Source organism: Trichococcus sp. K1Tr (assembly GCF_028309625.1).
Lineage (GTDB): Bacteria > Bacillota > Bacilli > Lactobacillales > Aerococcaceae > Trichococcus.
In genome coordinates, this window is record NZ_JAQMHR010000007.1 from 111,317 (window position 1) to 125,002 (window position 13,686).

9 protein-coding genes are annotated in these 13,686 nt (G+C 41.5%); 2 read left to right on the top strand and 7 right to left on the bottom strand.

Annotation, left to right across the window (positions count from 1 at the left end; genetic code table 11):
- Nucleotides 1–8: 8 nt before the first annotated feature.
- Both PH235_RS11400 and PH235_RS11405 read right to left on the bottom strand, forming a co-directional pair.
- A complete protein-coding gene (locus PH235_RS11400) occupies nucleotides 9–512 on the bottom strand; it encodes a PilW family protein (protein ID WP_443080880.1) in 504 nt (167 codons plus the stop codon).
- Nucleotides 469–885 carry a hypothetical protein gene (locus tag PH235_RS11405; RefSeq protein WP_272162457.1) on the bottom strand — a complete coding sequence of 139 codons (417 nt, stop codon included), beginning with the start codon at nucleotides 883–885 and terminating at the stop codon, nucleotides 469–471. The genes PH235_RS11400 and PH235_RS11405 overlap by 44 nt, the downstream gene beginning before the upstream one ends.
- 245 nt (nucleotides 886–1,130) lie before the next feature.
- On the opposite strand from PH235_RS11405, the gene PH235_RS11410 reads away from it, so the two are divergent.
- Complete coding sequence (locus PH235_RS11410; protein WP_272162458.1) at nucleotides 1,131–2,114, top strand: sensor domain-containing diguanylate cyclase; 984 nt, start codon at nucleotides 1,131–1,133, stop codon at nucleotides 2,112–2,114.
- 66 nt (nucleotides 2,115–2,180) lie between these two features.
- Here the strand turns inward: PH235_RS11410 and PH235_RS11415 are convergent, their stop codons facing one another.
- The 3 genes from PH235_RS11415 to PH235_RS11425 form a co-directional block, all read right to left on the bottom strand.
- A complete protein-coding gene (locus tag PH235_RS11415) occupies nucleotides 2,181–3,677 on the bottom strand; it encodes a sensor domain-containing diguanylate cyclase/phosphohydrolase (protein WP_272162459.1) in 1,497 nt (498 codons plus the stop codon).
- 67 nt (nucleotides 3,678–3,744) lie between these two features.
- Entirely contained in the window at nucleotides 3,745–6,009 is a 2,265-nt protein-coding gene (locus PH235_RS11420; RefSeq protein ID WP_272162460.1) for a putative bifunctional diguanylate cyclase/phosphodiesterase, read from the bottom strand.
- Between the two features lie 317 nt (nucleotides 6,010–6,326).
- Nucleotides 6,327–7,376 (bottom strand): GGDEF domain-containing protein, encoded by a 1,050-nt coding sequence (locus PH235_RS11425; RefSeq protein WP_272162461.1) that lies wholly within the window; start codon nucleotides 7,374–7,376, stop codon nucleotides 6,327–6,329.
- A 410-nt stretch (nucleotides 7,377–7,786) separates the two neighbouring features.
- On the opposite strand from PH235_RS11425, the gene PH235_RS11430 reads away from it, so the two are divergent.
- Nucleotides 7,787–8,491 carry an EAL domain-containing protein gene (locus PH235_RS11430; protein WP_272162462.1) on the top strand — a complete coding sequence of 235 codons (705 nt, stop codon included), beginning with the start codon at nucleotides 7,787–7,789 and terminating at the stop codon, nucleotides 8,489–8,491.
- Between the two features lie 365 nt (nucleotides 8,492–8,856).
- Here the strand turns inward: PH235_RS11430 and PH235_RS11435 are convergent, their stop codons facing one another.
- Together PH235_RS11435 and PH235_RS11440 are read right to left on the bottom strand one after the other, a co-directional pair.
- Complete coding sequence (locus PH235_RS11435; RefSeq protein ID WP_272162463.1) at nucleotides 8,857–9,909, bottom strand: GGDEF domain-containing protein; 1,053 nt, start codon at nucleotides 9,907–9,909, stop codon at nucleotides 8,857–8,859.
- A gap of 657 nt (nucleotides 9,910–10,566) precedes the next feature.
- Nucleotides 10,567–13,452 carry a TOTE conflict system archaeo-eukaryotic primase domain-containing protein gene (locus PH235_RS11440; RefSeq protein WP_272162464.1) on the bottom strand — a complete coding sequence of 962 codons (2,886 nt, stop codon included), beginning with the start codon at nucleotides 13,450–13,452 and terminating at the stop codon, nucleotides 10,567–10,569.
- Nucleotides 13,453–13,686 lie beyond the last annotated feature (234 nt).

Below are 13,686 nucleotides of genomic sequence, written 5' to 3' on the forward strand. Positions count from 1 at the left end.
TTTCCCACTCACCTCCTCAAATAGATCTTCGTTTGATATTCTATTGATTGATTGTTGTATTTGGCCATACTTTCTAATACGATGGCCACACTCTTTTCAGTAGCATTCAATTCAACCGTAAAATCAGCAACCCCATCCGCCAAAACCTGATCATTATTTTTCACAAGCTGTGCGCCTTTTTGGCTGAATGACTCAGCACCGACAGTCAAAATGGCATCCCCTGATTCTGATTCTGATTCCGATACTGTTATATCAGCAAAAGGCTTCTTGCGAACTTCTCTGGAAATGACAGAGAGTGTGTAAGCGAAATCATTTGACTGGCCAGCAGAATAGGACTGAGCCAAGTATTGCTTCTGCCCAAACAGATGAACGGCCCCTACGAGCGATAGCACAACCGAAAGTAGCGCAATGCTCGCCAACAGTTCTATGAGCGTCATACCTGATTCGTTCCGCAGACTAATCTTCGAGCTATTCTGCTGTACGGAACGACAGCAGCGTTTCCATTTCCGCATATTTTTTTTCTCCCTTAGAAACCGTCACTGTTCCCTTATAAAGGGCAGCATTCAGCTCTGATGATTCAACTTTAGATGTCACTTCAAAACCGGAGACCGTTTTAGGGCCTTCGTCCTCAATAAAGCTCAACGTATCACCCACACTCTCTGTCTCTGAATAGTAGGTAAGCAATTCGATTTGTTCTTGTGCGATAAAAGTTGCTTCATTGACGGCATCGGTCTTATTATTTATTTTTGCTGCTTGGATAAAAAAGGATAAAAAAGTTGTGATGATAAGCGACAGAAGCAGAATGGATGCCAACACCTCGACGAGCGTCATCCCTTCTTCTTCTGATAACATACCTTTCATTAGTTTTCTATACCAACATTTCATTGTCTTCTTCCCTCTTTGGAAATATATTTATAAATACGGACCGTTTTGCCAATCTCAGAATGCAACAATTTTGTTAAAAATGTTATTATTGAGTATATTATCTTAACGATTGACTGTCAATGATATTGAATTCATGGAAAACGATGCCCCTTCGTTGGAGCATACAGCCCCCATTTTACAACAAGACTATTCACAAATATGATGGTAAAATGGTTGTTATGGAGCATACTGACACGGAGGTTATCATGAAGACAAATGAAACAGAGCAAAAGAGACTATTGGACGAAATTGCCTATTTGAAGCGTTTGAACAAGGAACTGAGCAGTCAATTATATGAAGATGATTTCTCGAAATTCCCATGGTTGGGAAACCTGGGGCAGTGGTTTTGGGATTGCCAAAAAAATATTGTAACTTTCAATCCTTTGAAAGCAAGTGCGCTGGGGTATTCACAGGATGAAGTACCTGCAGAAACAGGATTTGAATTTTTCACAGAAAAGTTGCATCCTGAAGATTATGACACTGTGATGGATGAAATGCGTGCACACCTCAAAGGTTTAGTCCCTGTATGGGAAGTCAAGTATCGCATTCAAGCAAAGGACGGATCTTGGAAAGTTTTTTATGATCGCGGCAAAGTTACGCAATGGTCAGCCGATCATAAACCACTTTTCCTTGTAGGAAATGTGTTTGATATAACTGAAGACGAGAACCAGAAACGGGAACTGCTTCATAAATCGACTTTCTGGCGTGCACGGGCAGAAATTGATAGCCTGACCAAGTTGTACACACGGGCGGCATTGAATGAAAAGTTATCTTTTATTCATCAATATAGTCTTCTGAACCATAAAAACTACTCTATTTTGTTATTGGATATTGATCACTTCAAAAACATAAATGATACCTACGGCCATTTGGTAGGTGATCAGGTATTGAACAGGTTCGGTCCTGTCCTCCGTTCCAACATTCGTGAAGTAGATATCGCTGCTCGATATGGCGGAGAAGAATTTTTGATTGTCTTCCCAGATTTAGGCAGGGAAAACGCCAGAATTATAGGTGAACGCATTCAGCAGAGCCTGAAAAATACTGATTTTCCCATCGAGCATGTGTTGACGATCAGCGCCGGCATCGCCTCAAGCCACGAAACGCAAGATTTGATGGAACTCTTGGATCTTTCCGACAAGCGTCTCTACCACGCAAAAAATACTGGCCGAAATCGCATCATCCATTCCTGATCGTTGTGTACCCAAAAAGGGGGGTATCTCCTTATTTTAAATGGATCAAAGTGATCTTCAGCCTCATTATTCTCCATAAAGAAGTACTTTTTCGATGAATACGGAGACAACTTCAGGATCGAACTGGGATCCTGCGCATGCTCTTAATTCTTGAATAGCTTCTTCCATTGTTTTGCAGTCGGTATAGCTACGCCCACTGGTCATTGCATCATATGAATCTGCAACTGCGATGATTCGGGAAGCTAAAGGAATGTCCTCTCCTTTCAATTTTTCTGGATAGCCTGATCCATCTACCCACTCATGATGGGACAAGACAATCATCGCAACAGATGCGTATTCATCTACGGACCGAAGGATTTGGTACCCCGATTCAGGATGGCGTTTGATCTGCTCTAATTCTTTTTGAGTTAATGAAGAGTCCTTATTGAGAATTTTTGACGGTATCGTGATTTTTCCGATATCATGCACTAAGGCAGCTTTCTTCACTAATTTTTGTAAGTATGGCTCAAGTCCCATTTTTTCTGCAATTTTCCCGGCATGGTCGGCAACATTTTCTGCGTGCGTCGGATCCCATTTCCTTAATAACCTAGGATTCGACTTGATACCTTCAATAATCGAATTTTTGTGCTTCCGGCTTTTGCGCAACTTATCTTCGTACATCAATCTATCTGCTTCCAAAATGATATCTTCAACAGAGTCTTCTATCCCTGTCTTTGTTGCAACCCCTAATGAAATAGAAACCCATTCTGACGGGAATCTCCCGGAAATTTTTAAAGTATCGCTATTTTTTATTTTGTCAGCAAGTGAATAGGCAACATCATAAGGTGTGTATGGGAGCAACAACACAAACTCATCTCCACCATAACGGACAAAAATATCGCCTTCCCGTTGATAACTTAGCATTTTCTCTGAAATCGTGCGTAACAATTCATCCCCTTGATCATGCCCATAAGAGTCATTGATCAGTTTCAAACCATTCAGATCAACAAAAATGACGCTAAGAGGCAGTTGATAGGGCAGAACCATCGCCTCGGATGAAGACTGGATAAAGCTGCGCTGATACATCCCTGTTAATGTATCCCTGTTATGATAGAACTCAAGTTTTTCCCGCGTCATAATCAGATCTGAGATATCGCGTCCTGATGCATAGATACTATTCTCAAAAACTTTCACACGCCACTCATAATAACGGACTACCCCCTTATGGTTCAGGACTCGGTTGACAAATTTATCAAGCCCGCCATCTTTCACTGACTCACTGATGGCAAATTTTGTGGCATATAAATCATCCTTTACGATGATCTCAAAAATACTCTTGCCAATCATCTGCGAATCATTGTAACCCAATGATTCGCGCCACGTCCGATTGCTTTTAATGATTATTCCATTGAATGAACAAATACAGAATAAATCTTTTGTCACTGAGATATAGCGCTGAAGCTCGATGTTTTCCTCCCTCAGATTATTTTCTGTTTGATTTCCAACTGAGCTGTCCTCATGGGGATCAGTCTCAATTACCGAGTCAAGTTTACCCAGGTTATTTTCTTGAAATCCATCTACCATTTTATCCTCCTTTAATTACTTTCCCGGTGCATTCAAGTTATGCTTTTGTCCCCTTTACTGAGCCAATTCATCGCTGTATGTCACTTTCGTAACGTCTTAAAAAGTTAATGGCACTCTCTTCCGGTAAGGGTTTGCTAAGAAGATAGCCTTGGATGATATCGCACCCATATTTTTTCAGGTACGCCTTTTGCTGTTCGTCCTCTACGCCCTCTGCTACAACGCTTAAACCAATTTTATGGGCCATAGAGATAATGTCTGAAATGACCAGGTTTTTTTCAGATGTGTGGCTTATCTTACCGATAAAGAACCGATCGATTTTTACGGCATCTATATTCAGTTCAGCAAATGTGGAAAAAGATGAATAACCGGTCCCAAAATCATCCAGCGAAATGGCTATGCCCATTTTTTTGATTTCCTCTAAACTTTCGTTGATCTGGCTATAATGGCTGAGCAACACCGTTTCTGTGATCTCGAATTCCAGCGACTTCCTGATATTTTCTGTTAAAAAGTGTTTTTGTCGCAAATTTCCCACAAAGTCTTCTCGAAGCAATTGAATGCCGGAGATATTTACTGCTACAGTCGTTTCGTGAAAACCTTCGTCCTGGATTCGTCTTAAAAAATTACATGCAAGCTCGATGATGTGATTCCCTAAATCATAGATCACTAAATTCTCCTCGGCTAAAGAAATAAATTCATCTGGAGTTACCTGGCCTAGATTTTCAATTCGAAGCCTAGCCAGCGCTTCGAAACCAATGACTTTATCTTTCATCAAGTCGAGCTTAGGTTGGAATTCCAGGTAAAAAGATTCGTTATCTTTACCTTCAATGACTTCCCGCAATACTTTTACAATTTTATCTTGCCGCAAGAGTCGTTTCTCCATATCTTCGTTAAAGAAAGCCACCTGATCCGTTGAACTATCCTTGATATGAGAAAGTGTCAGAGTTGCATCCTGCAGAATTTTATCCGTTGAGGTATGTCTATCTTTAATCTCCACTATAGCTATTTGAATATCCACATACTGATGTTCCGTTCCTTCCACAATCGGATTCTCAAAAATGTGCATAAGTTTATCAGCGAATGCTCTCAGTTCCCGCTGGTCTGCGTAATCATCAAGCACTAATATGAATCTGTCTCCGTCAAACCTGAAAAATAAGTCTTCCGAATCCAATAATGTCCTGACTTTAACTGCAATCTGTTTTAGTACCTCATCTCCATATAAAAATCCGTAGGTGATGTTCAGTGTTTTAAAATTAACGAAATTGAGAAGCAACACCGCTTTATTTCTTCTGTATGGATTTCGTAGGACTTGATTGAGATACTCCGTAAGATATTTGCTGTTACGAAGCCCCGTAAGCTCATCATAGTAAGCAATTTTGATGTTGGACTTATTTTTCCGATAAGCATAATAGAGGATGCACCCCGTTATACTAATAACAATTAAGGAGACTGTAATCGCGTAACGAAACATTTGAGTAATTTTAGCATCCACTTTATCGGTGGGCCAATGTATCAACAACGACCCTATTTTTTCATTTTCGACAAATATAGGTACAGAAACTCTAAAAAATGAGGATCCATTTAATTCATCTCTATGTACAATCGATTCATTTCCATCCATTTCCGCGCGAATATCTTTAACATCGATTGTGCTGCCTATATAGTTCGGAAGACTGCTCGCAAGGATTTCGTACTTCGTGTCGACAAAGAACACGTGTTTTACATCTCCCCTGTTTGAAATATCACTTAATAATTTTGTGATTTCAAACGCCCCAATGAAATCTTGTATACTTTCTGCCAGAATCCCTAATTGTACAAATCCACCCGTCCCATCTTTAACATAGCCAAATTTATAGTAAACGCCATTCTCGGTGTCCGGACGGACGTCTTCCACCAGCATAGTCTGATCGCTCATCATGAAATCATGAACCGGATGTCCTTCATATGCTTGCCACCCGATAAATTCTTCGTCAGTGCTATTTGTAATGACTCCCTCATTGTTGTACAAGTGTATTTCATCCACATTGAACGTTTGGGAAATACTATCCAACACCTCATTATTATCCTTATTTTCAATAAGCATGACTGCTTGACTTGCTATCATTATTTTTTCATCCAAAAGTTCCGTAATGATTTCATAGGCTTCGCTTGTATGAGTCAAACTGTGTGAATAGCTGTTTGCAATTTCTAAAGTCGTCTCTTCAAGCTGATTATACTGTTCATCAATTCGATTTTTGACTGTTAAAGCTGTCAAAATCGAAAAACCTATCGATATCATCAAAAAGGGTATCAAGAAATAGGTTACTTCTACCTTCTTTAATTTGTCTCTTCCCAACACACAACCCCCGATAACACTTATTGCACTCTTTTTTCCGAATCGGCCATTTGAATAGCAGCGATATCAATTATTCTCCGACTATTACTAAAATGATTATATCATCTTATTTAAAAACCCATGGTAACAATATTGATTATTTTCATTTTCAGGAAGTTAAAATCAGCATATCGAAAAACAGCCACAAAGTTGTCTTATCAACATTTGTGGCTGTTTTTAACGGAAATACACAGAGGCCGATTATACGTTAGTTTGTAATCCTTACTTATCGCAAACAAAGTCATGATTTTCTTTTACAATCAATGACTGCTTTGTTGTTAAAGCGGGAAAGAAACAATAACTTTGTTTCTGCCGCCTTTTTTGGCTTTATAAAGAGCCAAATCAGCTCGCTTGAGCGTTTTATTCAATGTTTCCTCTGTGTGACTGTGGGCTACTCCCACAGATATTGTAATGTTTACCGGTTCACCTGTAGTTATGAAGAAACTCCTGTGGGCGATTATTTCCTGCAAATCATTAATGAACTCCTCAGCTTTACTGGGGTTTGAGTTGTCGATGATTACGGCGAACTCTTCACCACCGATTCTGTAGAAGGCTGTCCCAGGAGCCGCAAGCTCATTGAACACCTGCGCCATCTGTTTTAAAAGCACATCCCCACTGTCATGTCCAAAGCTATCGTTAAAGTTCTTAAAATGATCGATATCAACCACTGCCAGTGTTACTGGTTTCTTTTCTCGCTCCACTTCCATCAGATTGTTGTTGAACGTGCGCACATTCTTGAGCGTAGTCAGAGGATCGGTGCTGGCAGATACAATCAAACTATACAGATCCGACATAAAATAATGCATGACGAAAGTTGTGGCATACCCGAAAGTAAACAGAATAACGCTTATCCCCAGCACGAGTGCTTTATCAGCTATCAGGTGATTGGTAATCGCAATTGAAGTGATGAGAGAATAAGTGACCAAGACAAGCAATTGAGTCAGATCATTCAACTTATCCTGGGTATAATGGATTATCAACGGCAATGTGACTGCCAGCAAAATGCTGACGATCAAGTTGATTTGGGCAATGTCAGTACTGCCCCACACAAACCTGATAATCCCTAACAAAAGGATACTCGAGCTGGTTATTTTCCAATCCATATATTTAGCAGAGAAACAAAACATCAGAAATCTGAAATCATATCTTAACCCCAGAATAACTGTAGAAAAGCTTAACAAAACGATTCCTAACAGAACTTCAAATAAAATACATTTCATGAAATAGGCTATTTTCGTATTGTTTTGATTTGATAACCCCATCTTGCTCTTCAAATAGAAATAAACAGCCATAAACATAATTCCAATATTTGCCAGTAGACTAACCATCGTGTGCTCCTTACATACATGCTAAATAGAAACGAGTTACTGTGCTTTTTAAACCTTAAACCATGATGTAAAGTTTAAGTATAAATAACCTCAGAACAAATGTTTGATTAGAACGAATATCTTTTTTTAAACAGTAATATCTTGCTTATTATAACTTACTTATTTCATATTGTGTAATGTTTAAATTATTGAAAACTTTTACATTCTCAAAAAAAACAATATTGTATTCCATATCAGCTTAACTTTTTTTTTTTTTGACCGATATAATAAATTAGTTTTGAATTTCAGGAAAAAATCTCAGCTTTGCACAAGAACAAATACATTCGAATAGTAATTGGATATAATTTATTTTAATCACTGCACTTGTTTTTCACTAGTTAATTTGCAGTGATTGTAAAGGGGGAAAGTGAGTGGATGATACGCAAAAGTTGTTAGATGATTTATACATAGTGTGCCAGCCAATCATGCTGTGTTCAAATACAAATGTTATCGATGGGTACGAAATTTTATTAAGATCAAAAAAACAACCTGGTTTCCCTGAGAAAATGTTTTCGTGGTTCATCGAAGAGGACCAACGCAATTGCAAATTGATGGCTTATTATTCGAAGGAACTCAAAAAATTAATGGATGCCCACAGTAACATCAAACTATCGCTGAACCTGCATCCAAAACAATTAAAGCATCCCTCAACTTGGGATTTTTTGGATACTATTTCATTGATGAAAAAAAATGTTTCAATCGAATTGACTGAGCATTACTGCGAATTTGATCCAGTTGATGGAGCGGATAATCTCCAAAGCTATATCTCAGAATTGAAGAATACAGGGCTTTCCTTAGCGATTGATGATGTAGGGACTGGCCAAAACAACTTTGAATTAGTAACAAGTAATATCCAAAACATTTCCACTATAAAATTCTCACTGTTGAAGTTTCGAAACCTAAATGAGAATGTTTTGTTCAATTTCTTGAACAGCTGGTTTTTTTTGTCCCAAAAGTATCAACTTAAAATGATTGTCGAAGGAATTGAATCGGAAAGCCTCAGCAATGAGCTTAAAAATTTGGGTATGGTTTATCAGCAAGGCTATTTCCACGGGAAAGGCCAAGTGTTGGTTTGAATTTCCCCATCCAGCTCAGCCCGGCTTTCGTCGGGTTGGGCTGTTTTTTTGCGGCCGGATAAGCCGGGCCAGACATTTTTGGTGTTCTCTCCTCCGATGAGCGGCACCTTCGTCGTAGTTGGTGCCGTCTTCTTAGGCTGTGCTCCGGGGAGGGTTCCCTCGTCGGAGATGGTGTACCACTTCCAGTGTTACCTCCGAGGACGCACGGCTTCGCCGGAGGTAGGATGCCCTCACAGGCTGGTCCCACCTGCCAAACATACATCCAGCTAATCAAACTCACTAATCACAAAAAGTTCCCAAAACAAATCCCCGATGAGAAACTCTCACCGGGGATAAGGTAATTTATTCATTTTTTTGTTCGTTTGCTAGTGCGGCAGAGCTATCATTACTTTATTCCTGCCGTTTCTTTTAGCCTGATACAAGGCGTTATCTGCCCTTTTAAGGGTTTTTTTCAATGATTCTTTTTTACGGCGATGCGCTACACCTGCTGATATGGTGAGGGCTATCGGGTCTCCTGATGTTGCAAAAAAAACTTTTTCCTCAATCGTTTGCTGAAGGTGTCGCACAAAATTTTCTGCATCGGTTGGCTGAGTGTTTTCGAGGATGAGCGCAAATTCCTCCCCACCGATTCTGTAAAATGTTGTCTCCGCAATTGTTTGATCATTGAATACATCCGCCAACTGTCTCAAGGTCGCATCTCCACTATCATGTCCGAAGCAATCATTGTAGTCCTTAAAATAATCGATATCTATGACAGCCATTGTCACCGATTTATCTTTCTTCTGCTCTACTGCAGTCATCTCTCTATGGAACGTACGCACATTTTTAAGCCCTGTCAGATGATCGGTGCTGGCGGAAATAATCAGATAGTAGAGGTCAAAAACAAAATGATGCATGGTATAGATGCTCCCATAACCGACCACAATCATCACCAGACTTATATAGATAGCCTGTGATTTATCAGCTATCAAATAATTGGAAAGCAAAATGGTTGGCCACATGCAGTAGCTGACCAAAATATACAACTGCGTCAGGCTATTCCACTTATTCTGGATAAAAGCTGCAATGAGTGGCAAAGAGGCTGCCAGAACAATGCTTGCAAGCAAATTCATCTGCGCGACCTGATCATTTCCCCACCCAAATCTTAAGACAGCCAATAAAACAATACTCGAACTGGTCACTTTCCAATCCAAGTATTTCGCAGAAAAACAAAATAAAAGAAATCTGAAATCATATCTTAAGCCATCTACAACTGTGGAAAAGCTCATCAAAATGAAGCCCACCAACACTTCCAACAAAATGCTGTTGATGATATCGGATTTATTCCCTCCATCCTGATCATGCCAACCAGAGCTGGTCCTCATATAAAAATATACAGCCATTAACATGATGCCTACGTTTGCCAGTATATTAACCATTGTGCACTCCCTATTTATATGCCTAATAGAAACCAACCATTTGCCAACTTGCTCCGATTTATAATACTACCCATCGAAACAAATGTTTCCCACAGAAGTATGTGTGCTAAAATTTTATAACATTGCCTCATTATACATCACTTGCTTTATTTTATAATACTATAAGTTGATGAAAAATTATATACAATAAATAATTCTCAAAATATTAATTATATTTATAATTTTAATAAACTCAATATATATTTACAGATGTTGAGATACCAAATTTATAAACTTCTGCTTGGAAATATTACCATGTTGTTTCAACATAAATGCAACTCTGAAATAATTTCTTATTTATCATTTTTTTACGAATAACGAGTATATCCAAAAAATCATCTGGTAGCGACAGCCATTCTCAACTTGTGCACTTGACAGCAGTCCATCCCCCTCTGAATTCATACCTTCAGCGGAGTACGGCCGCCCGCAACACATCCTCATCCGGCCAACAGTCGCACCCCGGAGCTGGGTAGTTGGCGCATCATTCTTCTCCGTCCAATTCACTCCTGGTCGGAGGAGCACATACCTTTAAGTGGCACACACTTTTGACCAAATGAAAGACAAAATGACCGCTGAGAAACCCAGCGGTCATTCGGTGTAGCCTTCAATTACTTTTCACTACCTTCCAAAACACGCATACAATTCCTCGGCCAGTTTCGTGCTTTCCAGCCTGATGAAGCTAGCATCGTTGCTTTGGTTGCCGAGGACATCGATGCTGCCGTACCACACGATTTTACGATCGATCAGAACACATTTTGGGCCGGTCACGTCTTGTTGCTGCACGTCGATTCCTTTGTCCGCCAATGACTCAATCAGTTGTGTACGATTGGCTCGATGCTGAGGATTGACAATACTGTCAGCGCTCTTTGTCATTACGCTGACCGCGACTATTGTCGGGATGCGCGGTTTGATGGTGTTCAGGAATGTCGCCACTGTTTTGCCCGCTAGAGCAGGACTTACCAGGACAATCTCGCTCTTGGCAGAAAGCAGATTCTCTTTCAGTTCGTCGGCGTAATTCTTTCCTGTGTACATCAAACTTCGGCTGGCTGCTTCCTGATCCGCCAGTTCGACCGTATAGCCGATGCCGGCATAGCCCGTCAGCCGCTTGCGATACATCCGCTCGAGTACCGGAACATGGACATCGACATAATCGTAGATGCGGACCTCCGTTTTGCCTTCGTAGAGACGATGCAGGCGTCCGGCGTATTGGTGCAGCCGGCCCTTCCAGGAAATCGGCATCGCCAAGAACAGTGTATCCAAGCGCGGTTCATCAAAACCTTCACCGATGAACGAACCGGTTGAGACAATCGTCAGAGGCTGGGTTGTCGGAGCATTGCGTATCTGTTGCATCTTCTCCCGTTCCGTCTTCCTGCCCATTCCGCCCGTAATCGCCACCACATCTGGGATTTCCTCCCGCAACAGTTCTTCCAGCCGTTTCACATGCGCAACTCTTTCCGTTAGGATGATGGCATTTCTGCCCTCGCGGTAATTGCTGATGATATCCGCAACCAATTTGCTGTTCCGCTCTTCATTTTCGGAAATCTGTTGATAAACTTGTTGCAGGGACATATCCTGCCGGATTGTCGGGTCAAAGGGTGTAAATTGCATCCTTACTTTGTGGTCAAACGGTCTTGCCTTCGCCTGCTTTTTCGCATTATCCCTATATCGGATCGGACCGCACTGCATAAAGACAATCTGTTGCAGGCCATCTTTTCGAGTCGGTGTGGCCGTCAAACCATAGACGTACTTCGCCGTGGTTGCCTGCAGAGCTTGCTCAAAACTGACCGCAGACAGATGGTGGCACTCATCGACGATGACCATTCCGTAATCCTGAAGACATTCGTGGGCTTCACCTTCGTGGTAAAGGGACTGCAGCAAAGCAATGTCGATTTTTTGGGTCAGTTTTTTCTTGCCGGCACCCAATTGTCCGACCATCTTTTTTGCTTCCTTTTCGTTTTCGGCATCCTTGAAATCGAGAAATTCATTGATTTTCTCCCGCCACATGCTGACCAGGCTGGTTCTATTCACGATAATCAAGGTATTCACCTGCTTTTCGGCAATGATGTTCAGCGCGCTTACCGTTTTACCGAATGCGGTCGTCCCACATAGAATCCCGTTATCGTGCACAAGCAGATTGGCCACCGCTTTTTCCTGTTCCGGCCACAACTCTCCTTTGAAATCCACACGTAATGCATCCCCACTTACGGTATCATCCGTCACCGAAACAGGGATATCCAAAGATTCGAACAACGCCATCACTTTTTCCTGAAAGCCGCGCGGCAGTCCGATATACTGCGCGTCCTCCGCGCTGCATGAAATCAACCGGGTAATATTATGAGTGGACTTCCGACTGTTTTGCGCAATATAGAACGCCGGATTATGGAAGACCGCCCTCCTTTTCAAATAGCTCAACGCGTGTTCCGTCAGCTCGGCTTTTTCGATATAAATGCGATTAGCCAAAGTGATCTTCACTTGATCCGGGAAATCTGCCTTTGTCAAAACGATTTCCTTCTTTTTCCATGGCTTCAACCCTTCACTTGTACCCGCATTTTCGGAAAAATCCTCGGTTCCATTTTGCGTTTGCAGTTTCTCCAGGAATAATGAGATATCTTCAGCCGGAATCTTTTTGATGCTGGCCAGGTACGCCCACTGATCTTCATAAGAACGGAAAGCCTCATCAACAAACTCGCTGTTCCCATGCTGTCGTGCCGTTTTCTGCAGCGGCAAAGCAATCAGATTGCCGAACCCGCCCGAAGGCAGACTGTCCTGATTCGGGAAGAGACGATCAAAGGATGCTATCTTTAGTTCATGCCGACGATTCATCGCCGCGGTAAGTAGTGCACTTCCGAATTTCCTGGCTTTCTTTGCGGGTACTGGTTGCGCAAAGAAGAACCACACATGTGCACCGTTGCCGGATTGTGAGCGTTCGATGCTCACCGGAATCGCAAACTGATGGCACACCTCCCGCAACACTTCGGCATCACGCTGCCATTCCCCTTTGTCCAAATCGATCGCCAAAAAGTGACAACTATCATCCAAACAAATCGGAAACACCCCTGCAATCATTCCATCAAACCCACGCAGATGATGATCGACAACCCGCTCATCAAACGGCGCATACTCTCCATCCCCCGGCTTCCGTTCCCAAGGCTTGGATTTCATCGGGCCGTAAACCATCTTTCCTTGCTTCTTGTTGAAGTACTTGTGCGCGAACACATCCTCCCGACCTTTGAAAAGCGACATGAAAAGACGGATTTTTTCGGAGGGAGAAGAGTATTTATTCAAAGTCGGGACGGATTTTTTTTCTGGCTCTGGAGACGGATCCCCTTTCGAGGGTATTGGAATATTGGTAAAATTAGATTGGTGGTAATCACCAGCAGCCCCCTCCACAAAATATACTTCTGCCTGTTTAAGTGCGGATTCCAACAATGAAATGTGTTCCTTTAGCAATTGGTTCTCCTGCAACAATAAATGGTACTTTTCAGATAGATTTTCTGGATCCATAATCGTTTCTCTACTCCTATTCGCTATTTAGACAGATGGCTAAGTAGACTTGATTTCATTTCAACTTTTATATATTGTCAATTTTACTGTATCCAGACAGATTAGACCATGTTAAAAAACTATAAACTGCATAACTCTGATTGGGGATTCCTGGGGAGCGTTTCATCGGGAAATTTGTCTTCTTTTTAAGGGTACATTACCGGTGAGGACGGCTTCACCGAGAATTCCGGCACT